26 protein-coding genes and 1 riboswitch are annotated in these 24,371 nt (G+C 64.8%); of the genes, 12 read left to right on the top strand and 14 right to left on the bottom strand.

Going from position 1 to position 24,371, the window contains the following annotated elements; genetic code table 11:
- Window positions 1–3 precede the first annotated feature (3 nt).
- From AC5RWX_RS18785 to AC5RWX_RS18760, 6 genes are all read right to left on the bottom strand, one after another.
- Window positions 4–486: a cation:proton antiporter regulatory subunit gene (locus tag AC5RWX_RS18785; RefSeq protein WP_494097843.1), complete on the bottom strand. Its 483-nt coding sequence runs from the start codon at window positions 484–486 to the stop codon at window positions 4–6.
- Window positions 483–1,541: a LacI family DNA-binding transcriptional regulator gene (locus tag AC5RWX_RS18780; RefSeq protein ID WP_494097842.1), complete on the bottom strand. Its 1,059-nt coding sequence runs from the start codon at window positions 1,539–1,541 to the stop codon at window positions 483–485. Before AC5RWX_RS18780 ends, AC5RWX_RS18785 begins: the two co-directional genes overlap by 4 nt.
- Window positions 1,538–2,272 carry a cupin domain-containing protein gene (locus AC5RWX_RS18775; protein WP_494097841.1) on the bottom strand — a complete coding sequence of 245 codons (735 nt, stop codon included), beginning with the start codon at window positions 2,270–2,272 and terminating at the stop codon, window positions 1,538–1,540. The genes AC5RWX_RS18780 and AC5RWX_RS18775 overlap by 4 nt, the downstream gene beginning before the upstream one ends.
- Window positions 2,269–3,252: a DUF6807 domain-containing protein gene (locus AC5RWX_RS18770; RefSeq protein ID WP_494097840.1), complete on the bottom strand. Its 984-nt coding sequence runs from the start codon at window positions 3,250–3,252 to the stop codon at window positions 2,269–2,271. The genes AC5RWX_RS18775 and AC5RWX_RS18770 overlap by 4 nt, the downstream gene beginning before the upstream one ends.
- Window positions 3,249–4,349 carry a Gfo/Idh/MocA family protein gene (locus AC5RWX_RS18765; protein ID WP_494097839.1) on the bottom strand — a complete coding sequence of 367 codons (1,101 nt, stop codon included), beginning with the start codon at window positions 4,347–4,349 and terminating at the stop codon, window positions 3,249–3,251. The genes AC5RWX_RS18770 and AC5RWX_RS18765 overlap by 4 nt, the downstream gene beginning before the upstream one ends.
- A gap of 168 nt (window positions 4,350–4,517) precedes the next feature.
- On the bottom strand, window positions 4,518–5,921 hold the full coding sequence (locus AC5RWX_RS18760) for an MFS transporter (RefSeq protein ID WP_494097838.1): 1,404 nt from the start codon (window positions 5,919–5,921) through the stop codon (window positions 4,518–4,520).
- 194 nt (window positions 5,922–6,115) lie between these two features.
- Here AC5RWX_RS18760 and AC5RWX_RS18755 point away from each other — a divergent pair, with 194 nt between their 5' ends.
- From AC5RWX_RS18755 to mnhG, 6 genes are read left to right on the top strand one after another with little or no spacing between them, the layout of a single operon-like run.
- The gene (locus AC5RWX_RS18755) at window positions 6,116–9,208 is read left to right on the top strand and encodes a Na+/H+ antiporter subunit A (RefSeq protein WP_494097837.1); all 3,093 of its coding nucleotides are present in this window, start codon (window positions 6,116–6,118) and stop codon (window positions 9,206–9,208) included.
- Window positions 9,205–9,726, top strand: coding sequence for a Na(+)/H(+) antiporter subunit C (locus AC5RWX_RS18750; RefSeq protein WP_494097836.1), 522 nt, complete (start codon window positions 9,205–9,207; stop codon window positions 9,724–9,726). The genes AC5RWX_RS18755 and AC5RWX_RS18750 overlap by 4 nt, the downstream gene beginning before the upstream one ends.
- Window positions 9,723–11,327 carry a Na+/H+ antiporter subunit D gene (locus AC5RWX_RS18745; RefSeq protein WP_494097835.1) on the top strand — a complete coding sequence of 535 codons (1,605 nt, stop codon included), beginning with the start codon at window positions 9,723–9,725 and terminating at the stop codon, window positions 11,325–11,327. The genes AC5RWX_RS18750 and AC5RWX_RS18745 overlap by 4 nt, the downstream gene beginning before the upstream one ends.
- Window positions 11,324–11,869, top strand: a complete 546-nt coding sequence (locus AC5RWX_RS18740; protein ID WP_494097834.1) for a Na+/H+ antiporter subunit E — start codon at window positions 11,324–11,326, stop codon at window positions 11,867–11,869. The genes AC5RWX_RS18745 and AC5RWX_RS18740 overlap by 4 nt, the downstream gene beginning before the upstream one ends.
- Window positions 11,866–12,144, top strand: coding sequence for an MrpF/PhaF family protein (locus AC5RWX_RS18735; protein ID WP_494097833.1), 279 nt, complete (start codon window positions 11,866–11,868; stop codon window positions 12,142–12,144). Before AC5RWX_RS18740 ends, AC5RWX_RS18735 begins: the two co-directional genes overlap by 4 nt.
- A complete protein-coding gene (mnhG, locus tag AC5RWX_RS18730; RefSeq protein WP_494097832.1) occupies window positions 12,134–12,544 on the top strand; it encodes a monovalent cation/H(+) antiporter subunit G in 411 nt (136 codons plus the stop codon). The genes AC5RWX_RS18735 and mnhG overlap by 11 nt, the downstream gene beginning before the upstream one ends.
- Window positions 12,545–12,611: 67 nt before the next feature.
- Here mnhG and AC5RWX_RS18725 read toward each other — a convergent pair whose 3' ends face one another.
- The 7 genes from AC5RWX_RS18725 to AC5RWX_RS18695 form a co-directional block, all read right to left on the bottom strand.
- Entirely contained in the window at window positions 12,612–12,875 is a 264-nt protein-coding gene (locus AC5RWX_RS18725) for a DUF4235 domain-containing protein (RefSeq protein ID WP_494097831.1), read from the bottom strand.
- Window positions 12,876–12,996: 121 nt separating this feature from the next.
- Entirely contained in the window at window positions 12,997–13,212 is a 216-nt protein-coding gene (locus tag AC5RWX_RS18720; RefSeq protein ID WP_163167565.1) for a CDGSH iron-sulfur domain-containing protein, read from the bottom strand.
- Window positions 13,209–14,255: a glycosyltransferase family 2 protein gene (locus tag AC5RWX_RS18715; RefSeq protein ID WP_494097830.1), complete on the bottom strand. Its 1,047-nt coding sequence runs from the start codon at window positions 14,253–14,255 to the stop codon at window positions 13,209–13,211. The genes AC5RWX_RS18720 and AC5RWX_RS18715 overlap by 4 nt, the downstream gene beginning before the upstream one ends.
- Window positions 14,256–14,269: 14 nt before the next feature.
- Window positions 14,270–15,331, bottom strand: coding sequence for an iron-containing redox enzyme family protein (locus AC5RWX_RS18710; RefSeq protein WP_494097829.1), 1,062 nt, complete (start codon window positions 15,329–15,331; stop codon window positions 14,270–14,272).
- 80 nt (window positions 15,332–15,411) lie between these two features.
- Complete coding sequence (locus tag AC5RWX_RS18705) at window positions 15,412–15,876, bottom strand: DUF4383 domain-containing protein (RefSeq protein ID WP_494097828.1); 465 nt, start codon at window positions 15,874–15,876, stop codon at window positions 15,412–15,414.
- 122 nt (window positions 15,877–15,998) lie between these two features.
- Window positions 15,999–16,208 carry a hypothetical protein gene (locus AC5RWX_RS18700; protein ID WP_494097827.1) on the bottom strand — a complete coding sequence of 70 codons (210 nt, stop codon included), beginning with the start codon at window positions 16,206–16,208 and terminating at the stop codon, window positions 15,999–16,001.
- 103 nt (window positions 16,209–16,311) lie between these two features.
- On the bottom strand, window positions 16,312–16,854 hold the full coding sequence (locus tag AC5RWX_RS18695) for a heme-degrading domain-containing protein (RefSeq protein ID WP_494097826.1): 543 nt from the start codon (window positions 16,852–16,854) through the stop codon (window positions 16,312–16,314).
- Window positions 16,855–16,926: 72 nt separating this feature from the next.
- A riboswitch (TPP riboswitch) is annotated at window positions 16,927–17,067 on the top strand.
- A 65-nt stretch (window positions 17,068–17,132) separates the two neighbouring features.
- Between AC5RWX_RS18695 and AC5RWX_RS18690 the strand changes: the two genes are divergently transcribed.
- From AC5RWX_RS18690 to AC5RWX_RS18680, 3 genes are read left to right on the top strand one after another with little or no spacing between them, the layout of a single operon-like run.
- The gene (locus tag AC5RWX_RS18690; RefSeq protein ID WP_494097825.1) at window positions 17,133–17,756 is read left to right on the top strand and encodes an ECF transporter S component; all 624 of its coding nucleotides are present in this window, start codon (window positions 17,133–17,135) and stop codon (window positions 17,754–17,756) included.
- Window positions 17,756–19,309, top strand: coding sequence for an ABC transporter ATP-binding protein (locus AC5RWX_RS18685; protein WP_494097824.1), 1,554 nt, complete (start codon window positions 17,756–17,758; stop codon window positions 19,307–19,309). Before AC5RWX_RS18690 ends, AC5RWX_RS18685 begins: the two co-directional genes overlap by 1 nt.
- Complete coding sequence (locus AC5RWX_RS18680; RefSeq protein ID WP_494097823.1) at window positions 19,306–20,106, top strand: energy-coupling factor transporter transmembrane component T family protein; 801 nt, start codon at window positions 19,306–19,308, stop codon at window positions 20,104–20,106. Before AC5RWX_RS18685 ends, AC5RWX_RS18680 begins: the two co-directional genes overlap by 4 nt.
- A 19-nt stretch (window positions 20,107–20,125) precedes the next feature.
- Here AC5RWX_RS18680 and AC5RWX_RS18675 read toward each other — a convergent pair whose 3' ends face one another.
- A complete protein-coding gene (locus tag AC5RWX_RS18675) occupies window positions 20,126–20,953 on the bottom strand; it encodes a glycoside hydrolase family 25 domain-containing protein (RefSeq protein WP_494097822.1) in 828 nt (275 codons plus the stop codon).
- Between the two features lie 177 nt (window positions 20,954–21,130).
- On the opposite strand from AC5RWX_RS18675, the gene AC5RWX_RS18670 reads away from it, so the two are divergent.
- The 3 genes from AC5RWX_RS18670 to AC5RWX_RS18660 all read left to right on the top strand — a co-directional run.
- Window positions 21,131–22,654 carry a UDP-N-acetylglucosamine 1-carboxyvinyltransferase gene (locus AC5RWX_RS18670; RefSeq protein WP_494097821.1) on the top strand — a complete coding sequence of 508 codons (1,524 nt, stop codon included), beginning with the start codon at window positions 21,131–21,133 and terminating at the stop codon, window positions 22,652–22,654.
- A 67-nt stretch (window positions 22,655–22,721) separates the two neighbouring features.
- Window positions 22,722–23,951 (top strand): glutamate--cysteine ligase 2, encoded by a 1,230-nt coding sequence (locus AC5RWX_RS18665; RefSeq protein WP_494097820.1) that lies wholly within the window; start codon window positions 22,722–22,724, stop codon window positions 23,949–23,951.
- A gap of 277 nt (window positions 23,952–24,228) precedes the next feature.
- Window positions 24,229–24,371 (top strand): DUF1905 domain-containing protein (locus AC5RWX_RS18660; protein WP_494097852.1); only part of this gene is annotated, 143 nt, incomplete at its 3' end.

The raw sequence follows: 24,371 nt of genomic DNA, 5'->3' as shown, positions 1-24,371 counted from the left end.
CGTTTATCCGTGGCGCAGGATATCGGCCGCCGTGTCGAGGCCTTCCTGGGTGCCAACCGCGATCAGCAGGTCACCGGTGTGAAGGACGACGTCGGGTCCCGGCGAGGGGAGCACCTCGCCTTCGCGCATGATGGCCACAATCGAAACGCCGCAGCGGGTGCGGATGCAGGCTTTTCCCATGGGCTGGTTCTGGAACGGGGAGTCGGGTGCGATCGAGAATTGGCGGGTAACGATGCCGGGCACGTCTTTGTGTTCTTCCGACAGCTTCATGGCCAGGTGCTGCCCGCCCAGGAGGTTCCCCAGGGTTGCGGCTTCGTCCCCCGTGAGGGGAATCGAGGCCTGGCAGGTATCGGGATCGTCCCAGGTGGAAACGATGAGTTCCGTCTGGCCCTCCCGCAGCTCCACGACGCCGATACGGCGGCCGGAGGCTGTCATAAAATCCTTCCGCCGGCCGAGGCCCGGAAGATCCGTCTCATCCACGTTCATGAACCAAGCCTAGTCTGCCGCGACCCGCTTGGCGCTGGCCCTGAAGATTCCCGCAGGACCAGCCGCATCGGGGTTGGGCCGGGTTCCGGGGGAGCCGGGGCTCCGGGGGTAAGCGCAGCGAGCAGCTGGTGCATGGTGTTGCTTCCCTGGGCCTCCAGGTCCATCTGAACGGTGGTCAGTGAGGGCACCAGGAATGCGGACTCGGGGTGGTCATCCCACCCCACCACGCTGACATCGGAAGGCACGTTGAAGCCAAGGTCGTGGAGGGCGCGCAGCGCACCGATGGCGAGTTGATCGTTGGCGGCGAAGATGGCGGTGATGGAGGAGTCTGCCATCAGGCTCCTGGCTGCCCTGTAGCCGGAAGCGGAGCTCCATTCACCACCTGCGACACCGCCGTCCTCCAGGCCTGCGTCGCTCACTGCTTGACGGTAGACGGCCAAGCGGTTGCGCGCGGCAGGCCACTCCTGCGGGCCCGCGATGTGGGCAATCCGCCGGTGCCCCAGGCCGGCGAGGTGGGCCACGATGGCCTGCGCTGCGGAGCCGTCGGAGATTCTGCCTTGGCCGCGCATTTTGTCGTCGTACTCTCCGGCGACTACCACGGGGATGCGTTCCTGCGCCTGCAGGAGGTCGCTGCTCGAAATCGGCACGAAGGACAGGGCCCCGGCGAACGGGCCGCCATCGAGGATACCCCGCAGCCTGGCTGTCCGTTCCGGCCCCGTTCCTTCAAGGGCCACGACGTCGAGCTGGTAGCCGGCCGCATGGGCGGTGTCGGCTGCCCCGTTGAGCATCCGGGACGGAAAGTACGGCGAGGTACCGGGCACCAGGGCGATGAGCCGGTACGTGGCCTTGGTCCGCAGCGAACGGGCGGTCAGGTTGGGCGAGTATTTCAGTTCCGCCATGGCCCGCTCCACCTTCTCGGAGGTGGCCGCCCTCAGCTTCGAACGGTCCGCCATATACCGGGAGACCGTCTGGTGCGAGACGCCGGCGAGCCGTGCCACCTCATAGATGGTGGCGGCGCGGGCGGGTTGCCGGGACTCAGCGGGGGTTTGGGTCACAGCCTGGCATCTTCCCACGTGGTCAGCCGGCCGCACATGCCGAAGCCTTCACCAGGCCGCTGCCGGGCCCGGATTACTGCCGCTCCCGCCATCGATGCTGCCGAGCCGTCCTCCAGCTCCAGCAACGCCTGCTCTGTTGCCGCCACCTGGCTGCGGACGTTCGCAGCCCAGATTTCCTTCCAATGCTCCACTTTGGGCCGGACCAGAGCCGCGGCGAGGCGATGGAATTCAGCCAGCACCTCCGGCCCGTCATGAAGGACGGATTTACGCAATTCGGCATATCCTTCCAGCGCCAGGTCCCGCCGCCGGCGGGCGGCGGAGGTAAGCACGGACGGGTCCGTGTCGGAGGGGAGGGCAGCGTGCTGCGCATAAAGGTCCGGGTCCTGCAGGATGTGCCGCGGGAAGGTCAGCACGGAATCCCCCGCCTCCGGCAAGCCTGCGTTGGACATAATGACGTTGAGCGTCAGCCCCGAGGTATTGACCAGACGGTGCACCGTTCCGGGGCTGAACCAGAGCAAGGACCCTGCGGCAAGCTCATCCTCGGCGAGGCCGTCACTCGAGATGGTGTGGACCAGGCCGGTCCCGCTAGTCACCAGGTAGGCCTCAGAGGACACCGTATGCAGGTGCGGTGATCCGCCGCACAGCCCGTCGCTCGCCTCCCAGTCGTAGACCCGCAGCCCGCTCACCGCAGTACCGCCAGGGAAGCCGGGCGCCGCTGCGGATGATTTCATTGTTCCGTCCCCTGGCCTGTCCGGGACTGGGTGGCACCTGTCAGGACCTCTCGGGCGGCGGCGGCAAGTGCTTCAGCACGGCCTGCATCCGACTCGCCGTCAGCTATGACCACCCCGTACCGGTACCGCAAGGTGGAGCCGGCAGGGAACAGGACTTCCTGGCTGAAGAACGGTGCCGGGCCCATGCAGGCGAAGGGCTCGGACCGGGCAAACCACTCCGGCTGCGGGTGCTCACTTTGGGGGTCGTCAACCATAACAACCGTGGAAAAGCGGCACGTTTCATCGTGCTGGCCCACGAACGAAAGCCACGGTGCACGCTGTCCGCGCAGCTCTTCGCCCGTAGTCCCGCCGGGTCCGATGATCGCTCCGCCGGCGAAGGACCGGGGACCGCGCCAGAACAGCCCGCCGTAACCGGCGTTTTCACGTCCCTCTGTGGTGGGCGATCCGATGTGGATGTCCTCGCCGGAGACGTTTGTCATGGCTGAGTCGAAGACCAAGGTGTAGTTGTCGTCGTTACCCGGAACTACCTGGAAGGATCGCTCCTCTTCAACCACGAGCGACCCCGCCTGGGTGATCCACTGCAGGGTGTGGGCGAAACTGAACCTGCCGCCGTCGTCCGCTGCCTCGCGGAGCTCGGCGTGGCGCATGGCGCCGTTGTTGGGCAGCCACTGGTAGTCCTGGCCACGGCGGTAGCTTGGGCCGCCCCAAAAGTTGTCCGGTCCCAGGTGCGGCAGCGACCATGCGATGCCCTTGTGCCAGACGTGATCGTGCGGGCGGTAGGCGCTGACCAGGTCGCCGGTGAGTGTCCGGACCGGATGGAAATAGGGCCTGGGCGACTCCATCTGGGGATCATCGGCGGCGTAGGTATACGTCAGGACAGGAATGCCGTCCAGGGAGACTGCGACGGTTGCCCCATCGTCGATCCAGCTGAAGGCGCTTGCGGTGGAGGTGGTGGAGGATGCGGGGGCGGCGGTGCTCATGCGTTGCTCTTTTCGAGTTTCCAGGGTTCCAACCGGCCGTCAGCGCGGTCGAAGAACGGGTTTCCTTCACTGATCTCACCGCGGCGGACAGTCTTGCCGGTGATGGCGGAGGCGTAGATTGCTGCGGCGAGTTCCATCGTGGGGTACGCCTCGGCGAGGGTGACCGGCGGGACGGTGCCGGAGCTGATGGCTTCAATGATGTGTGCATACTGGGCGGGATGCCCGCTGGGGGTGACTGCGGAGCCGTCTGCCCAGAGGTCGGCGAGGTGCTCCTGTCCGGGGGCCGGGGTGAAGCGCCAGTGGGAGTCGTCATAGCCATAGAGGTGCTCCAGTTCCACGGTGGCGTTCTCGTAGTCGAACCGGAGCTGTGAGGTTTCGCGCGGCGAAATGACGGAGTTGATGACGGTGCTGAGGGCGCCGGACTCAAAACGGACGATTGCGGTGGACACGTCCTCGGTTTCCGTCCGGCGCGCCAGCCTGCCGGCAAAGGCGGTGACTTCCTGCCAGGGGCCCCAGAGGTGGAGCAGCATGTCGAACTGGTGGATGCCGTGGCCCATGGTGGGTCCGCCGCCTTCAACGTCCCACAGGCCTCGCCACGGAACGTCAAAGTATTCCTGGTTGCGGAACCACAGTGTGTTGCAAAAACCGGTGAGAGCATTGCCCAGGACGCGGGACTCCTGCAGCGCCGCCAGCTTTCGGGCGCCGCTGCCGAAGCGGTGCTGGAAGACGCAGCTGACGTGCTTGCCGGTTGCGCGCTCGGCCTCCTGCAGTTCCCGCATCTGCCGCAGCGAGAGTGCCGGAGGCTTCTCCAGCACCACGTTCAGGCCAAGGGACAGTGCTTCCACGGCAAGGGAGGCGTGCGACGACGGCGGCGTGCAGACGGCGACGACGTCCAGGCCGGCTTCGGCGGCAGCGGCCAGGCTGGGCGCAGTGTGGGCGAAACCCATTTTATCCGCGAATGCTGCTGCCCGGTCGGGATCGATATCCACCGCAACGACGAGCTCTGCGCCAGCGAGTTGAAGGGCTTCGGCATGGACATGGGCTATGCCGCCCGTACCGATGATTCCTGCGCGCGGGCGGTGCGGGGCCTGCTCCATGGGTAGTGCTCCTCGTCATTGAAAGGATTCATATTATCGATCACCACAAGTATGTGATCGATAACAAAAGGAGTCAAGGCCCCTGCACCCCACGGCCGAAGGCAGGGATGGCAGCGGTGCCTGGCAAAGGCGAAGCCGATGTCCGTGCCGCCGCGGCGTTCGGGAAAATCAGGCTGCGGGGATGACGGCGATGGAGGCTTTGCCTGGTGGCTTCACCGGCAGCAGGACCAGGAGCCCGGCCAGGAGAACCACCATGATTCCCAGGATGCCCCAGCGTTGGGCTTCACCCGGGGCCACCAGCGGGGTGGCCAGCGTGATACAGACAGTAAAGAGCGCCGGCGCCAGGAAACTGACAGCCCGGCCCGTGGTGGCGTAGAGCCCGAAAAGCTCACCCGATTCGCCATGCGGGGCAAGCCGGGCCAGGTACGCCCTGGACGACGACTGGGCGGGACCCACAAACAGGCAAAGGAAGAGTCCGAAGACCCAGAAGGTGGTGCTGCCGGGCCAGTCCATACCGAAGAAGACATAGTTGCCGTTGCCCAGGACCAGGATGACAGTGCCGGCGATGAGCAGGCCCACCAGGGATCCGATAATTACCGACTTGGGTCCGATCTTGTCATCGAGGAATCCGCCGGTGATGGCACCCACCGCAGCCACCACGTTGCCGAAAATAGCGAAGAAGATGACCTGGGACAGTTCGAAGCCAAAGGTGCCTGCGGCGATGATCCCACCGAAGGTGAAGACTGCAGCCAGTCCATCACGGAAAATGGCGCTGGCCAGCAGGAAGTAGATGGTGTGCGGACTGGTGGCATATATCGCCTTGATCCGGCGGATCAGCAACCCATAACTGCCCCCGATTCCCAGGCGGCCCGCCTGTGGAGCCTTCGGCAGTTCAGGCACGGCAAACAGCACGGGCAGGGCAAACACGAAGAACCACAAGGCGGAGAAGACTGCCACGAGCCTGATGTTCAGGCTGTCCTCCGTCGAGGCACCGAACCACTCGAAGCTTGGCTGGACGAACAACTGCAGGACGATCAACAGCGCAACGATGCCGCCCAGGTACCCCGCCCCCCAGCCGAGGCCGCTGACCTTACCGATGTTCCGCGGCGTGGAGACCTGGGCCAACATGGCGTTGTAGTTGACCCCGGCGAACTCGAAGAACACGTTGCCAAGTGCGATGAGGGACACCCCGAGCAGGAGGAACTCGGGCCGGGGAAATACAAAGAAACACAGCGCGGTAAGGATGGCGACGGCGGCCGTGTTGACTCCCAGCCACAGCTTGCGCCTGCCACCGGCGTCAGACCGTTGCCCGGTAACTGGAGCCAGCAAGGCGATCGCGAAGCCGGCAACGGCCAGCGCCCCGCCGAGGACCGCTGACGCCTGGTCTTCGCCGCCGAACGCGTTGGACGTGAGGTAGACCGTAAAGACGAACGTGGTCATGACAGCGTTGAAGGCGGCCGAACCCCAGTCCCACGACGCCCACGCCAGGACCCGGCCCTTGCTGGTTACCTGGTTCCCGGATTCAAGCTCCGAGGACGGATGTGTTACCCCGGGAGCGCTGGCGCTGTTCATACGATGCATCGTATCCGCCGATGGCGAACAGTCAGTGGACCTGAGGCCCGTGAGGCCGGGGAATGCCGGGCAAGGATACAACACGGAGGAGGAAGAGGGGGCGGGGCCTTGGTAAACTGGGCGCTCCCGAACCTAACCAATGACCGCCAGCTCCAACTTTTGACAATCGAATCCCTGACGTTGCGGAGATAACAGTGATCACAGTCCTTGCCGTGCACTTTACGGTGGCTGTGGTGGCGCCGTTCCTGTTCCGGGTATGGGGCCGCAACGCTTTTTATGCACTGGCGGCGGTTCCCGGTGTCTCCTTCATCTGGTTGCTGTTCCAGCACGGCCCTGTTTACTCCGGGGACGGTGCGGTCACCGAAGTGGTCCCTTGGATTCCGGGCCTCCATCTTGAGTTCGCCTTCCGGATGGATGCCCTGGCATGGGTGATGTCCCTGTTGGTGCTGGGCGTCGGCTCGCTGGTCCTGGTCTACTGCGCAAGGTACTTCAAAAAGAAGGACCAGGACCTCGGCGCCTTCGGAGCCCAGCTTCTGGCCTTCGCCGGAGCCATGTTCGGCCTGGTGGTGGCTGATGACCTCCTGTTGCTGTTTATCTTCTGGGAACTCACCACCATCCTGTCTTACCTCCTGATTGGGTTCGCCCGCACCAGGCTGGCAGCGCGGCGGTCGGCGCTCCAGGCCTTGATGGTTACCACCGCAGGCGGCCTGGCCATGCTGGTGGGCCTGATCATGCTCGGTCACGCGGCCGGCACGAACCGCATCTCCGACATTCTCCAGCAGGCGCCTGCGCTGATGGACGGATCTTCCGGCTCAATGGTGAGTGCCGCCGTCGTACTCATCCTGGTGGGTGCCATCACCAAATCGGCGCTGGTTCCCTTCCATTTCTGGCTCCCCGGAGCCATGGCGGCCCCCACTCCGGTCAGCGCGTACCTCCACGCTGCGGCGATGGTCAAAGCGGGCATCTACCTCGTTGCACGGCTGGCCCCGGGCTTCGCTGAAACGTCCTTCTGGCAGCCGGTGGTGCTGGGCCTCGGGCTGGCGACGATGCTGGTGGGCGGCTACCGGGCCCTGCGGCAGACCGACATCAAGCTCATCCTTGCCTACGGCACGGTAAGCCAGCTCGGTTTCCTCACCATGGTGGTGGGGCTCGGCACGCCGGACGCTGCCCTCGCAGGCCTGGCCATGCTGCTGGCCCATGGCCTGTTCAAAGCCACCCTGTTCCTGGTGGTGGGCATCATCGACCACCAGTCCGGCACCCGCGATGTCCGCAGGCTTTCAGGGGTTTTCAGGTCTTCACACGCCTTGGGGATTGTGGCCGGCGTCGGCGCCGGGTCCATGGCAGGCGTGCCCCTGCTGGCAGGCTTCGTGGCCAAGGAATCAGTGCTGGAGGCCTTCGTCCACCACGCAAGTGACCCTGCCGCCGGTCCATGGGGGATGGTGGTCCTGGCCGGGCTGGTCCTGGGGTCCATCCTGACCTTCGCGTACAGCGCACGCTTCATGTGGGGCGCGTTTGCCCTCAAGGCAGGAGTCGAGCCCACACCCTTCAAGGCCGTCAAGCCCTCTTTCCTTGCCGCGCCGGCCATCCTCAGCCTCCTGACCATTGTCTACGGCCTGTGGCCGGTCCCCGTGGACGCGTGGATCCAGCCGTACGCTGCGCTGTTTGCTTCGTCCGCTCCCGACGCCGGTTCGCCCGCTGAGCAGGCAGGCCACCTGGCCCTGTGGCACGGTTTCACCCCCGCGCTTGGTTTGACGGCCCTCACTTTCGCACTTGGCCTGGTGATGTACTTTGGCCGCAACGCTGTTTCGCGCGTTCAGTCCCTGGTGCCGCCATGGGTGGACTCGGACAAGGCCTACCAGTACACCGTCGGGGCACTGGATGACGTGGCTGTATGGATCACCGGACGCACGCAGCGCGGCTCGCTGTACTACTACCTCGCCGTCATCCTCAGCGTCGCCTTCGTGTTGCCCTTGTCGGCCATCCTGCTGGCAGGCAAGCCGCTGCCGGATGGGATCTACCTCGTGGATCCGGGTTCTCCGCTTCAACTGGTGGTGGGTGCGGGCATCGTGATTGGCGCCCTGGCTGCCGTCAAGGCGAACAAGCGGTTCCTTGCGGTCCTGATGGTTTCCGTCACGGGCTACGGCATCGCACTGATGTTTGCCCTCCAGGGCGCTCCGGACCTTGCCCTCACCCAGATGCTGGTGGAAACCATCGTCCTGGTGGCTTTTGTCCTGGCACTGCGGAGCCTGCCGCCAGAGCTTCGGGACCGCACCGGAGGCAAATACCGCGTGGTCCGCGTCATTATCGGCCTCTGCTTCGGTGTCACCATGGTCTTTGCCGCCATCTACGCCATGGGCGCCAGGACAGCCACTCCTGTCTCGCTGGAGTTTCCGCGCCTGGCTTACGAGGGCGGCGGGGGACTGAACATCGTCAACGTCACGCTCGTGGACATCCGGGCCTGGGACACCTTCGGCGAAATCACCGTCCTTGCCCTTGCGGCAACAGGTGTAGCAAGCCTTATCTTCGTCCGTGGCCGCGGCGACCGGATCAAGAACTCCGCCACCGTTGCCGCCGGTACCGTGGGCCGCTACCGCGGAATCAACCCCGGTTCCCGTGACGCTGCGGCTTTGGCCGTGAGCCGAAAGTTTGCCGCGTCCGCACGGGACGCGTGGATCGTGGCGGGCAGGACCCTCGCCCCGGAACGCCGCTCCATCATCTTCGAAGTGGTCACCCGGCTGATCTTCCACTCCATGATCATCTTCTCGCTCTACCTCCTGCTCGCCGGCCACAACCTTCCGGGCGGCGGCTTCGCCGGTGGCCTCACCGCAGGGCTTGCCCTGACCATCCGCTACCTGGCCGGCGGACGGTTCGAACTGCGCGAGGCCACCCCCATTAGCGCCGGCGCCCTGCTGGGCGTCGGACTGGCAGTTACAGCAGCCTCGGGCGTAGCACCGTTGCTGCTGGGGGGCCAAGTGTTCCAGACGGCCATTATTGAACTTTGGCTGCCTGTGTTTGGGGACATCAAGTTCGTCACGTCGACCATCTTCGACATCGGCGTCTACATCGTAGTGGTGGGCCTGGTGCTGGACGTCCTGCGCAGCCTCGGAGCCGAAATCGACGAGCACTTTGAGAAAGGTTCGGCTGCGGTGTCCCATGACATGGCCGATGACGGGCAGGATTTCGCCGGCGAGGCGCACGCCGCAGGCATGGCAGCGCACCACCCGTCCGCACGGGAACAGAGGCCAGAAGGCCTTTCCGCAGAGACCACCGCAAAAGGCCAAGCATGAGCATAAACCTGACCCTGCTGATTGTTATGGGTGCCCTGTATGCCTGCGGAATCTACCTGATCCTGGAGCGCAGCCTTACGCGGGTACTGCTGGGACTGATGCTCCTGGCCAATGCCACCAACCTGCTGATCCTGGCAACCGGCGGCTATGCCGGGCTTGCTCCTCTGTATTCAAAGGACATTGCGGCCCAGGACTACAACGACCCCCTTCCCCAAGCGCTGATCCTGACGTCCATTGTGATCTCTTTCGCCGTCACGGCCTTTATGCTCGGCATCATCTACCGGACGTGGGTACTGGCCCGCCAGGATGAGATCCAGGACGACGTGGAAGACCGCCGCGTGGCGGAAACTCCAAGCTTCGACGCCGAGGACGACGCCGAGATTCCTGCCGAGACTTCCGAGTTCCCCGTGGCGACGCTCGTGGCGGGCGGCCGTGAAATGCCTGTGGAACGTGCTGCCGCTGAGGAAAAACCTGGCTCCAAAAATGTGGCCCCTGGCCCGGAAGGAGTCGGAAAGTGAACATCGCAAGCTTTGCCCCGCTCGCCGTCGTACTTCCCATCCTGGGCGCCGCCCTGACCTTCCTGCTGATCAGGCACTCACGGGCGCAGCGGGTGGTCAGCATTGCGCTGCTGTCCCTCACGCTCCTGCTGGAGTGTTTCCTGCTGGCCTCCGTCTGGGACGGCGGAACGGCTGCCGTGACCATCGGCGGCTGGCTGCCGCCGTGGGGCATCGTGATGGTGGTGGACCAGTTCTCTTCGCTCATGCTGGTGGTCTCCTCGGCCGTGAGCCTCGCCGTGCTGGTGTACGCCACAGGCCAGGGCATGGCCGACGGCGACCAGGACGCGCCGGTCTCGATCTTCCACCCCACCTACCTGATCCTGGTGGCCGGCGTCTCCAACGCGTTCCTCTCCGGGGACCTCTTCAACCTTTACGTGGGCTTCGAGATCCTGCTGACGGCAAGCTACGTCCTCATGACCCTCGGCGGCACCGGCCCGAGGATCCGCGCGGGCGTCACGTATGTGGTGGTGTCCGTGGTGTCATCGGTGCTGTTCCTGATCTCCATCGCCATGGTTTACGGGGCCACAGGCACCGTCAATATGGCTGACCTTGCCATCAAGCTCGGCGAGCTGGACCAGGGAACCAGGACCCTCCTGCATGTGATGCTGCTGGTGGCGTTCGGCATCAAGGCGGCTGTTTTCCCACTGTCCTTCTGGCTGCCTGACTCCTACCCCACGGCACCAGCGCCGGTCACTGCCGTGTTCGCGGGCCTGCTGACCAAGGTGGGCGTTTACGCGATGGTGCGGACCGAGACCCTGCTCTTTCCCGGGGACACCCTCAACACACCCTTGATGGTGGCCGCCCTGCTGACCATGGTGGTGGGAATCCTTGGCGCGCTGGCCCAGGATGACATCAAACGTCTGCTCTCGTTCACGCTGGTCAGTCACATTGGCTACATGGTGTTTGGCCTTGCCATGTCCTCTACCGCAGGCCTTGGCGCGGCAGTCTTCTACGTGGCGCACCACATCACCATCCAGACCAGTCTCTTCCTGGTGACCGGGCTGATCGAACGCCGTGGCGGGAGCTCGTCCGCGGACCGCCTGGGCGGTCTCGCCAAACTCTCGCCGCTGTTGGCGCTGCTGTTCTTTGTTCCCGCCATGAACCTGGCCGGAATCCCGCCGTTCTCCGGATTCCTGGGGAAGGTGGGGCTGATGCAGGCCGGCATCGAGCTGGGCACGCCGCTGGCGTACGCGCTGGTGATCGGCGGGGTGGTCACCAGCCTCCTGACCCTGCTTGCGATCGCCAGGGTGTGGAACCGCGCCTTCTGGCGCAGCCCCAGCGACGCCGAGCATCCGGATCCTGTGCTGCTGGCCCCGCCGATGGCTGCAGCGGCCGGCCCGGGCGCCAAGCGGAACACAGTGACCCTCCTGCCGCGCACCATGGTGGGTTCCACCCTGGGCCTGGTGGTCCTCGGCGTTGCGCTCACTGTTTTCGCGGGTCCGCTGTTCACCGTCTCCGACCGGGCCGCCGAGGACATGCTGGACAGGTCTTCCTACATCCAGGCCGTCCTTGGCGAGGACACCACCGTCCCCATGGTTCTCACATCCGGAGGAGGAAAATGAGCCGCCGCCGCATCTCGCTGCGCCAGGAGCTCCCGCTCCTGGTCTGGCTGGTCATTGTCTGGGGCGGCCTGTGGCAGGACTTCAGCCCCGGAAACCTCCTGTTCGGTGCGCTGCTGGCGGTTGCCGTTGCCAGACTGTTCTACCTTCCACCGGTGGAACTCAGTGGCCGTTTCAACATCCTTCATGCCATCCCCTTTGCACTGGTGTTCCTGGCCAAGGTGGTGGTTGCCAGCGCCCAGATCCTCTACCTGGCAACAGTGCGCGGACCCCAGGTGAGGAACGCGGTGGTAGCCGTGACGCTGCGGAGCCACCAGGATCTTTTGGTCACGGCCACAGGGCACGTGATCTCCCTGATTCCCGGGTCGCTGGTGGTGGAGGTGGACAGGTCAACCTCCACCCTCTACCTGCATGCGCTGAACATCAGCTCCCCGGAGGAGGTGGAGAACCTCCGGCAGGAGGTGCGGTCCATCGAAGCCGGACTGATCAGGATCATGGGTACCAGGGAAGAACTCGAAACTGTTCGTATGGAGGCAGCATCATGATGCAGACCGTCCTGGCTATTACAGCCGTCATCTTCTCGCTGGCCGCCGCCGGTGCCATCATCAGGATTTCGCGCGGGCCGTCGCTGCTGGACCGCGTGCTTGCCACAGACGTCCTGCTCGCCATCCTGGGCGGGGCCCTGTGCGTGGACATGGCCGTCAACCGGCACCTGAACAACCTGATGCTCGTGGTGGCCATCTCCATTATCGGCTTCATCGGGTCCATCACTGTTGCCAGGTTTGTGGCCGATCGAAGGGAACAGCCCATTGAATCCTGACGCCACGGCCCTGGACAGTTGGATCGACCTGCTGTCAGCCGTATTCATGGTGGTGGGGGCCCTGATGTCCCTGGGTGCCGCGATCGGCCTGCTCCGCTTCCCGGACCTGCTGAGCCGCATGCACGCCGCCACCAAGCCGCAGGTGCTGGGGCTGTTCCTGCTGCTGGCAGCCATCGGCCTGCAGATGCGTACCTGGTGGGTATGGCCCGTGCTGGTGGTCGCCTGGATCTTCCAGCTGTTGACGGTGCCCGTGTCCGCCCACATGGTGGGCCGGGCGGGTTACCGTACCAAGCACCTGCACCGCGAGCTGCTGACGGCGGATGAGCTGGAGGCAGTAGTGCAAAAAGCCGCCGCCAAAACCGCCCTTAAGGACGGTTCCGGCGACGGCTCGGTGCACTAGGAGTCTCTGTCCAAAAACGCAGGATTCCGAAGGATCCAGCCCGCTTATCTGGGCAAAACTACGTTTGTTAGACGATGTCCTGGCTCTTGGCGAACCGGGTAATGGCCCGCTGGGTGCCGCGGTTGGCCAGGACCTGGATGATGGTGCTCACCGAAGCCGAGATCAACGCGAACGTCAGCGCCGACTGCAGGCTGGTGGGGACGTCCTCGTCCTTGCCGGTAGGCGGCCTCCGTCCGGTGGTCTTTTCCCAAATGGTGTTGACCAGCTTGGTCCCGACGAAGCCGGCGCCAAGGCTCACACCGGTGCCGAGCAGCTTGATGAAGAGGTTCATTCTTAGTACTCCTTGCGGGCGGAAAACGGGCTGACTTCAGCCTAGCGGCATCATGGCCGGAGCCGGTGCGGCAAGGCGCCCGTTCGCTGTGGGCGTCGTGCATGGAGTCGCAGAACGGTATTCATCCCACCGGCGGTTCCGTCCGGAACTTGATCATTTTGTGGGTGCCGTCGCAGTAGGGCTTGATGGCCGAGGCGCCGCAACGGCAGAGCGCCACGGTCTTGCGCTCCCGTGGGACGGGGTCGCCGGAGGGCGTCACGATTTCAAAGTCGCCCCGCACAATCAAGGGCCCGTCGGGGCACACCACGATCGAGCTTTCGGCTGGTTCCTGGTTCATGGCTGCTCCTGGTCTTGGTAGCTGGCGGAAGGCTGGATGTCTTGGTGGCATATGTTCGCCAGTTTTCCGGAGTGCCGGCGCTGCAGTTCAGCCTCCGAGTGTGCAGCGGTCCTGAGCCGTGCGCCGGCGTAGGGAACGCCCCCGGCCAGCCGGAATGCCAGCGCGATCCAGATGCACACCGCTCGCTCCACGACCCACAACGGGGCGCACCACACCGCCCGGAACGGGAAGACTGCTGCGCCGTTGTTCCGTCGTCTCCCGATGCCGGCTATGACGGCCGGCGCGGCGGCCAGTCCCAGGAGCGCCCGCCCCCGGAGCTGCCCGGGAAGGCAGGCTGCTGCGGTGATTGCCGGAAGCAGGGAAAGTTCGGCGGCGAGGCGGCGGGGCTGGGCGAAATCGTCGTAGGCCTGGCGCGTGCGCTGCTTAAGGAAGTGCCGCAGCTGGGGCGGCCTGCGGGCAACAAAAAGGTCCGGCAGGATCTTTTCCTGTCCGCCGGCTGCCTTGACGGTCCTGATCAGCTCGAGGTTCTCGAAAAGCACCGGATCGTAGCCGCCGGTGGCCAGCAGCGCGCTCCGCCGTACGGCCAGGGTACCGGGGTAGTCCGCCGACCAGGCCCGGTTGACCAGGGTTCTGGAGGTGTCCCAGTACGCGTGCCACGGCAGCGGGTCAAAGTAATTCTGCGGCCGCACGAGGTCCGCTGACCCAAGGTGTTTGACGACGGCGGTGAGCGCTTCGCGCGTGTAGCGCACGTCGTCGTCGGCTATCACCAGCATCTCCGCCTTGGCGGCACGGACGCCCGTCATGACGCCGGCCACCTTGCCGTTGCCTTCACCCTTGCTATGGCCGCCCTCGCCCGGCTTCGGACGGATATGGCGAACACCAGGCGGGAAAGCTGCCCCATGCCGCATGAACAGTTCCGGATCGGAGCCGTCCACCACGGTGACAGGTATCCATTGGGCCAGGTGCCCAAGGTAGGCGGCCAGGTCCGGGAGTCCCGAATCCTCGGTCCAGCGCAGCGGCAGGATGTACTCTGCGGACTGCATAGCGGCCTTGGTGTTCATGCTGCCGCCGGCACTGCCGCCCTCAGCGAGGTCTCGCCCTTTTCCCAGCAGGCCAGAAGGTGCGTGGAAATCCTGCCGTCGATCGCCATTGCCGCCGTCGCCCCCAACAGGACGTCCCCGAGCAGCTCCGGTTCGGCCTCTACCAGTCCACCCGCAAGGTCGCGGCCAGCGATCTGCTCGTGGACGGCGTCGGCTTCAACATGCTCGTCGAAATAGTGGGTCACCCCGGTATCGAAGCCGTGCCGCCGGAAGCCGTTGCCGTACAGGCGGTTGGGCTGGGACGAAGTCATCTCGTAGAGTGCCAGGTGACCTGTGATGGCGCCGCGAAGCCGGCGGTTGAGCCCGAAGAGGGACATCATGTTCACCGCCGCGAGGGAGATGGCAGGTACCGCGTCGACGTACGCGCCGTATGCGTCGTCCAAACCCAACCCCCGCATGGTGCGGGCAAAGAGTGCGCTGTGCATGCGTTCCGGGCGTCCTCCGCCGTACTCGTCGGCCTGGATCTCCACCAGCGCTGCCTTCGGCCGTCCGCTGAGCCGGGGAATGGCCCACGTGTGGGGGTCCGCCTCCTTCAGCTGGTAGACGGATTTGTGGATGAGGAACTCCTTGAGCTGGTCGAGGCCCGCCTTCTTGGCCACGTAGCGGGACACGCTGGGTCCGGTGTCGGAACCGGCCAGACCGAACAGGACGTCAGCCACGGCGTCACTGGTCATCTCCGCTGCGGGCGGCACGTCCAGCTCCCCGGCCACTGATTGGGCAGCGGCCCGCAGTGCTTCCTCGAACGGCCTTTCGAGCAGGCGACGGACCTGGATGAGGCCCGGCTCCCACTCCCACTCGTCGTTGACGCCTTCAAGGCCGGAGTAGTGGAGCTCATAAAGGCAGAAAAGGGCCAGCTGGACGTCGTCGTCGCCGATGATGTCTGTGGTTGTGCCCAGCTCTGCCGTGACCAGGCGGCGCAGCTCTTCGGCGCCCGGGCTGCCGTCGCCGGTGTCGGCGGTACCTGCCAGCGCATTGAACACGGCGCTGCTGATGGGGCCTCGGGGTTCCGGAATTTTCATGATGCTCCTTTAGGTGGCAGCCGTGCTGCCGGTGCTGGGGCGTCGACGGTGACGGTGACGGGTTTCGGTTGGGCCGGGGCTCAAATCACGCCCTGCGGCGGCTTCTTTGGGGTGGTTCGCGGAGATAGCAGGATAGCCAGGATGATCATGCCCAGGCCCAGGGCCAAGTGCAACCAGTTGTCGGCGCCGTTGACAGGGACAAAGTTGGCAGGGGTTTGATCGCCCACCAGGAGACCGTACAGCCAGAGGACCAGGTAGACAACGCCCCCGTAGATGAGAAAGCTCCTTGCCTGCTGGTGGGTCCGGGCCAGCAGCAGCCCCGCTGCCCCGAAGGCCGCATGTACGGCGTTGTGCAGGATGGACACCTGGAAAATTCCCAACAGCATGGCTCCGGAGCCATGCCCGGCCATGCCGAGTGCTTCGTAATCAGTGGTGATCCCGGGGATGAACCCCAGCACAGTCACCAGGAGGAAAAGGGCGCCCGTTGCCAGCGCGGCCTTCTGCAGGCCGGTCCTCGCTCCGGTGGCCCGGGTGCTGACTGTCATGTCCTGTCTCCTCAAAAGCCGGGAGACAACATAGTAAGCATGGTTACTAATAAAAGCTAAGTACGCTTCTCATCTTCCGGACGGTCAGCTAGTGCGGCAGCCCCGGCTGGCGATGCTGGTGACTATCCGTCCGGGGTACTCCACACATAGGGGTTGGCCTGGTGCCCGCCGCGTCGGCCGTGCTGGTACCCCTGCTGCCAGGCCTTCCCGACGGCGGACACAAGCTCCGCCAGCAGGGGATAGTAGGGGTGGTCCGGACCGATGTAGATCATTTCTTCGACGGCCTTGTCCACCGCCGCCCGCACCTGGTTTTCAGCTGCAGGACCGATCATGGCGTCCTCCTGGTTGGAACTCCGGCCGCTGGCCTCGAATGTACTCCGGGCCTGTGGCGGAGTCCATAGCCCGCTGGTTAAGGCAGTCAGCCCATTCCGCTCGTCAGTCCGTTCGCATGGACCCAAGGATCTCCCGCAGGGCCTGTACCACCAGGTCGTGGTCCTGCACCTGGGGAAGCCCGGAAACAGTCACTGTTGCGACTGCACCCACTCCTGCGACATACACAGGGAAGGAGCCGCCGTGGGCAGCATACCGGCTCTGATCGAACCAGGCGTGGTCCTCGATCCGTCCGCCCTTGAGCCGCGCGCGCAGCCCCACCAGGAGGGATGGCACCTCATACCTGGCGGCAGTGCGCTGCTTGGCGCGGATCCAGTGCCCGTTGTCCGGCGTGGCGCCGGTCAGCGCCACATGGAACAGGACCTGCTCGCCCTTGGTGATGTCGATCGCGATGGGAAACTGCCCCTCCTTGCCCAGCTCCACGAGCAGCAGCCCCAGGTTCAGTGCATCGTCCAAGGAGAAACCGGGGAACTGAAGTTCCCTGATTTCGCCTTCAATCCGGGCGATGAGCGATTGCAGGGATCCTTCCTGCTGGATGGCATCGGAATCCGGGTCAAACTCAGTCACATGCGGGAGATTGGCAGCCATGGCCCACAATCTACCCCTCTTCCGGTGTAAACTGGACCCCGCCCACAAGGGCGATTGTTTACCGACAGAATCATTCAACGACAGGGGAGCGCCGCCGTCGGGCATTACTGGCCATGCCAGGGACCGCAGGTGGGCGCTGAGAGTGCGGATAGCCGCAGACCCTCGAACCTGATCCGGTTAGTACCGGCGCAAGGGAGTCGAGTTCTCGAAGTGTGCGGCGACGGCGGCAATGCCGGTTGCTGTATCCACTTTCCCCTCCTGTTCCTCAGGAGGATCGCATGGCAACGACAGCAATCAAGAAGACCACCAGCAAGTCCTGGCGTGTCGTGGACATCGTGGTGGCAGCCCTCATCGCCATCGCCGGCGGGGTCATTTTCTGGGCCTGGTCCCAAGGCGCAGCCGCAGTCTCGGCACCCATGAACGCCGTTTATCCGCCGCTCACCGGCTTGATTGCCGGCGGCTGGATGATCCCCGCGGTGCTGGGTATGCTCATCATCCGCAAGCCGGGCGCCGCACTGTTCTGCGAGACCGTGGCCGCTACCGGCGAACTGCTCATGGGCTCGCAGTACGGCGCCTCGGTGCTGTTCTCCGGGTTTGTCCAGGGCCTCGGCGCGGAGATCATCTTCGCGATCTTCGTGTACCGGAAGTTCAACCTCCCCGTATCACTGCTTGCCGGTGCCGCTGCAGGTCTTTTCTGCGGCCTGAACGATTCCTTTGCGCCCTGGGGCTGGAACATCGCCTACTCCGGCGGGGACAAGCTGGCTTACATCATCTTCACTGCCATTTCCGGCGCCGTGATCGCCGGAGCCCTGTCCTGGATCGCCACCCGCGGCCTGGCAAGGACCGGCGTCCTGAGCTCCTTTGCGTCACGCAAGGCAGCATCGGAGCCCGTCTTTTCCTGATGACCGCTCCTTCCCTCCACGGCGCTGCGGTGGTGGCGCGGCCGGCTGCCGTCACTGCCAGAGGCTGGGGCTGGCGGCATGCCGGGCGGTCCAAACCTGCCGTCCGTGCCCTAGACCTGGACATCCAACCCGGCGAACGCGTGCTCCTGCTGGGTCCGTCCGGCGCCGGCAAGTCCACGCTCCTTCACGCGCTGGCTGGGGTGCTGGGGGATGAACATGACGACGACGGCAAGGCGGGCGATTCGGATGAGTCCGGTTCGCTGCTGATCGACGGCGCCTCCCCCCGGGAGCAGCGCGGCCGGGCCGGGTTGATGCAGCAGGACCCGGAGACCCAGGTTGTTCTCTCGCGCGTAGGTGACGATGTCGCCTTCGGTGCCGAGAACCTTGCCGTGCCCCGCGGTGACATCTGGGCCCGTGTGCACGAGGCATTGGACGACGTCGGGCTTTCCCACCTGCCGCTGGACCATCCGACGTCGGCACTGTCCGGCGGGCAGAAGCAGCGCCTTGCGTTGGCTGGCATTCTTGCCATGCGGCCGGGGCTGATTCTTCTCGATGAGCCAACGGCCAACCTGGACCCTGCCGGGGTAGTGGAGGTGCGCGACGCCGTGGGCCGCTGCCTCGACAAAACCGGGGCAACGTTGGTGGTGGTGGAACACCGCGTGGCCGTGTGGAAGGACCTGGTTGACCGGATTGTGGTGCTGCAACCCGGCTCTTCAACCGATTCCGCTGTGCTGCTGGACGGCACGCCGGGCCAGGTCCTCAGCGAAGCCCGGAGCATGCTGATCGAGGCCGGGGTCTGGGTGCCCGGCTACGTCCCTCCGACGCGTCCCCGTGTTGCCGGTTCGGCTCCCGGGACTGGCGGCCTGCTGCTTGCCGCCGAGGAGTTGGCGGTGTCGCGTGAACGTGTGCGCCGCAAGGGCTTCCGGAAGGTGCCGCCGGTGCCGGTGCAGCAAGACATTTCCGCGCAGGTAAGGGCCGGGCAGGCGCTGGCCGTCACCGGGCCGAACGGAGCAGGAAAATCGACATTTGCGCTGACGATGGCCGGGCTGTTGGAACCGGTTGACGGCAAGGTCTCCGCCACCCTGGCCCTCAGCCGGGGAGCTGGGATTGACCCTTACCAGTGGAAGGCCGAGCAGCTGATCGAGCGGGTGGGTACGGTGTTCCAGGAGCCTGAGCACCAGTTCGTCACGGGGAAAGTACTGGACGAACTGCTGTTTGGCCCGCGGCATCTCGGCCACGGAGAGGAACGGGTGGATGAACTGCTGGAACGGCTCCGGCTGACCGGACTCGTGGACGCCAACCCGTATACGCTTTCGGGCGGCGAGAAACGGCGGCTCTCCGTAGCCACGGTCCTGGCCGCGCATCCCCAGGTCGTGGTCCTGGACGAGCCAACTTTCGGGCAGGACGCCAATACGTGGGCTGAGCTGGCATCCTTCCTGTCGGAGCTCCTGGATGCGGGTACGGCGGTAGTGTCCGTGACCCATGATGCTGAGTTCACGGCGGCGCTGGGCGTAACGGAACTGCGGCTGGCTGCTGCGGCGGTGGTGCAATGAGGCAGGAGTTGAACCTGCGCGGCAACCACGCCCTGCTGACCCGTGCCAATCCGCTGAGCAAGTTCGCCGCCGTCTTCCTGATGACCGCCGTCTTGGCGCTGTCCATCGACTGGGTGTCCGCGTCAGTGGCGCTGGTCTTTGAGTTCCTGCTGTTCCCATTGGCAGGCCTCACCCTGACCCTGCTGTGGCAACGGGGCTGGCCGCTCATCGTGGCCGCCGCAGTGGGCGGTTGGAGCACCTCCATCCTGGCGCCGGACAGCGGAAAGACGCTTATCGACGTCGGCATCTGGACCATGAGCGAAGGCTCCCTGGAGCTGGGGGTCGGGTTCATGCTGCGGGGGCTGGCGATTGCGTTGCCGGCGGTCCTGCTGATGAGCTGCACCGATCCGACTGACCTGGCCGATGCGCTGGCGCAGAAGGCACGCCTTCCGCACCGGTTCGTGCTGGGGACCTTGGCCGCCATGCGGCTCGTGGGGCTGATGGCCGAGGAGTGGCAGACCATCGGCATGGCCCGTCGTGCCCGCGGCGTAGGCTCCCGCGGTACTGCCCTTCAACGGTTGAAGGCGGCGCTGGGGCAGAGCTTTGGCCTGCTGGTTCAGGCTATCCGGCGTGCTTCCCGGCTTGCCGTCACCATGGAGGCACGGGGCTTCGGCGGCGGTCCTCGGACCTGGGCGAGGGAATCCACCTACAGTGCGCTCGACTTTTGGGTGCTGGCTGCGGGGGTGCTGATGGCGGGCGGAGCATGTGTTGCCGCGGTATGGGCGGGCACGTGGAACATGGTGTGGCTGGGGAGTTGACGGCTCACGCGTCCGCTGCTCAGCCGCAGGAGTAGTTGTAATCGAACTTTCTCGTCACGAATTGGGTGAGCGTAACTTCACCGCCTGCGGTCAGGGGCCGGTCCGAACAGTTGGCTCTGGCTCCGGTTACGGTGCGCGCTCCCGCCAGCCAGCTCGGCAGGGAGTGCAGGTTGCTCGAGCTGCACTCGGTTCCCACAATCCGGCTCCACTGAAGGCGGGTCGAATAGATCCCAACTTCTTTCACATCGATGCTGTGGAAGAAATCCGTCATGCCCTCCAGGACTGCGCGGTTAGCGTCCTTGTCTGTGGATGACCAGGAGTTTTCGGTTTCCACATCCAGCCACCAGACGTAGTCGGAGGGGTTGCTGATTCCGCGGATGTAGGCGTCATCCCAGGCCTTGGCGTAGCCGTACATGTAGGCGCACGCCTTGCCGTAGTCCTTTTCCTCGCAGGAGCCGTAGGGGTTATGGACATCCGACCCTGTGGGGTACTCGTTGCTGGAGGGCCACCACGAGCCGCTGCTCCCCGGGTTGGCGGTGTTCACGTAAAGGGACACCTCAGGCTGTGCAGTAATGCCGGACGAGGTCGCAGCCCACTCGAGCTGTTCCTCCAGGCATGGATTGGTGTTATTGGCCAGCCCGTTGTTGACGCCGACGATGGCAAAAGCCTGGCCCGTGGGGAGGTCCTTGCCACATTGTGGCCATGAGACGTCGTTGCCGAGTCTTGACTGTTTCCCTTCTCCCGGCGATGGCGCTGCGGAAGCCGCCCAAGCGGGGACCATGAGCAGGGCTGCGAACAGCACGCCGGCCAGTTTGGCCGCCGCTTGGCTGCCTCGATTCCAGCGCATTCAGCACCTCCGTCGTCGCCGAAGGAAGAGGTTTATCCAGTTTCCTCCGGTTCGGCGGGCAGGGTCAATAACCACCTCAAGTGAATGTCTATCGCATGTAGTGGGTAAACGCTCTCCGCTGGTCGCCATTCGGACCGACAAGTCGGCGCTTTAGCTCATTTATGATATATTCGTTGAATGACGCAGGAAACTACGGAACACGTTGCCGCCATGCTCAGGGACGCCCGGGGCGAGAAAGGCTGGACCCAGGGCCAGTTGGCTGCCGAACTGGGAACCAGCCAGAGCGCCATTGCGCGGATGGAGCAGGGCAAGCAAAACCTGAGCCTGAAGATGATTCAAAGGCTGGAGACCATCTTTGGCCGGAGCATCGTTAACGTCGGCAAGCCGCAGATGACGCACCTTCGCGTGGAGGGCGGCCGCACCCTGTCCGGAGCCGTCGACGTCAACAGCAGCAAGAACGCCGGCGTCGCACTGCTGTGCGCCAGCCTCATTAACCGTGGGACAACCGTTCTTCGCCGTCTTGCTCGAATCGAGGAAGTCAACCGCATCGTTGAGGTGCTCAGCAGCATCGGGGTCGAGTGCACCTGGCTCAATGATACCGATCTCCAGCTCCGTAGGCCGGCCGTCCTTGACCTGGCGGCGATGGACGTGGAGGCCGCCCGCCGCACGCGCAGCGTCATCATGCTGTTGGGGCCGCTGCTGGATGAATCTTCGGAGTACCGTCTCCCCTACGCAGGCGGCTGCGACCTCGGCACGCGCACGGTGGAGCCGCATATGCAGGCGCTGCGCCAGTTTGGCCTCGCGGTGGAGGCCACTGCCGGCTTCTACGCCGTTCAGGCTCCTTCGGCCGATACGCGCGACCGTTCCTTCGTCCTAACCGAGCGCGGCGATACTGTCACCGAGAACGCCATCATGGCAGCAGCCCACCGCGAGGGGACAACGGTAATCCGCAATGCCAGCCCCAACTACATGGTGCAGGACCTCTGCTTCTATCTGCAGATGCTGGGCGTCACGATCGAGGGCGTCGGCACCACCACCTTGAAGATCACCGGCCGTCCCATGATCAATGCCGAGATCGAATACTTCCCCTCCGAGGACCCCATTGAGGCGATGAGCCTCATCACTGCCGGCATTGTCACCAACTCCGAGGTGACCATTCGCCGGGTCCCGATCGAGTTCATGGAGATCGAGCTGGCCACGCTGGGACAGATGGGCCAGCAGCTGGAGATCTCCGGCGAGTACACGGCACGCAACGGCCGCACCCGGCTGGTGGACGTGACTACCAAGCCTTCAGAGCTGCACGCGCCGGAGGACAAAATTCACCCCATGCCGTTCCCCGGCCTGAACATCGACAACCTGCCTTTCTTTGCAGTCATTGCCGCCAACGCGAGCGGGCAGACCATGATCCACGACTGGGTTTACGAAAACCGTGCCATCTACCTCACGGAGCTGAACCGGCTTGGTGCGCAAGTACAGTTGCTGGACCCCCACCGGATCTACGTCAACGGGCCCACCAAATGGCGGGCCGCAGAAGTTGGGTGCCCGCCGGCCCTGCGTCCCGCAGCCTGCCTGTTGCTGGCGATGCTGGCAGCCCGGGGCGTCTCCGAGCTGCGGAACATCTATGTCATCGAGCGCGGGTATGAAGACCTGGCGGAACGGCTGAACACTATCGGGGCCAAGGTGGAGTACTTCCAGGACTGAGCATTCACGCTTCGTCATGAAGTCCTGAGGACCTTCAAAAGTCCCTCAGCTGCCGCAGAATGTGAGTATGCGAACATTCGGCGTTGAGGAAGAGCTCCTGATCGTTGATCCGGAAAGCGGGGAGCCGCTTGCCCTCGCTGATGCCCTGCTGTCCGTCCGCCGGTTGGCGGCCGATGATGCTCCTGACGACCCCCGGGACCTCTCAACGGAAGACAAGACGGTTTACGACGACGACGAGATGGGCCTGAGTGCCGAACTCAAGTTGGAGCAGATCGAGACCCAGACGCGGCCATGCCTGGAGTACGGTGTGCTGCTTGACCAGATCCGGGCGGGGCGGGCGCTCGCTGACACGGCTGCGAGGAAGCATCATGCGCGGGTGGCGGCGCTGGCCACGTCGCCCCTTGGACTGGCCAGCCACACTACCCCTGACCCGCGCTATGCCAGGATGCTGGAGCGCTTTGGCCTGACGGCCCAGGAGCAGCTGACCTGCGGCTTCCACGTCCATACCTTCGTTGAGTCACCCGACGAGGGTGTGGCTGTGCTGGACCGGATCCGTGACAAACTTGCCGTCCTCACAGCACTGAGCGCCAACTCGCCGTACTGGAACGGGCTTCAGACGGGCTTCGAAAGCTACCGCACGCAGGCGTGGAACCGCTGGCCCACAGCCGGTCCCGCCGGTATTTATGGGACGTATTCCGCCTACCGGAGGGTGGTCACCCGCCTTTTGGACAGCGGAGTGATGCTGGACGAAGGGATGATCTACTTCGACGCCCGCCTGTCCCGGAACCACCCCACTGTCGAAGTCCGTGTTGCCGACGTCTGCCTCCGGGCCGAGGATGCAGCCCTTCTTGCCGTTCTCGTCAGGGCGCTGGTGGAGACTGCGAGCCGGGAGTGGCACGAGGGGGTTGAGCCCGCGCCGGTGCCCACCGTACTTTTGCGGATGGCTTCCTGGCAGGCAAGCAGTGGCGGACTCAGCGGGGAACTCCTCGATTTCGGTACGTTCCGGCCCGCAGGGGCCGCCGATGTGGTGCGTTCCCTGGTGGATTACCTTGCCCCGGTTTTGCAGGAGCAGGGTGAACTCGCCCTGGCTGGTCAGGGCGTGGAGGACATCATTGCACGAGGGACGGGGGCAGCTGAACAGCGCCGCATCCGAGACGAGGCGTTGGCCGCCTCAGCCCCGGAGGACCTTGGCTTTGGTGCAGTGGTCAAGCATGCGGTGGACGTGACGATGCGCGGCGCGGTCAATCTTTCGGTTGTTGACGGGTCCCCTGAGCTGCTGCGCGTCCGCCAGTCCTAGCGGGCAGATGTAGCCGTACCCAGCCAGAGGTGCCAGTCCGGGAACGGGCACGGGACGGACCAACATCACCGCCAGCGAGCACAGCAGCAAAAGCAGCGACAGCAACCACAACGGCCGCCTCCGCCTGCACCAGTGCCGCGTTCGTTTCCCATGCACCCTTCATCTTGTGAGGGTCTGACAAACAGGGCCGCCCAAAAGTCCTCCGGCTGAAAAGAAATTTAAAGGACTTTTCCGCCTGCATAGTTCACTCCATAAGGAGGCATGCCATACTCGGCGCGTGACGGCGTCGTACTCCTTCAGAGCTGAGCTATGGCTTCACCCCGGTGAGGCAGGCTGGCATTTCCTGACCCTCCCGGCAGACGTCGCGGATGATATCCACGAACAAAGCGCCGGCGCCAGCAAGGCGTTCGGATCCGTCAG

It is taken from the genome of Arthrobacter sp. SPT-J7 (assembly GCF_059089965.1).
Note: the sequence above shows the minus strand (reverse complement) of the source record. Positions and strands in the feature narration are given on the sequence as shown.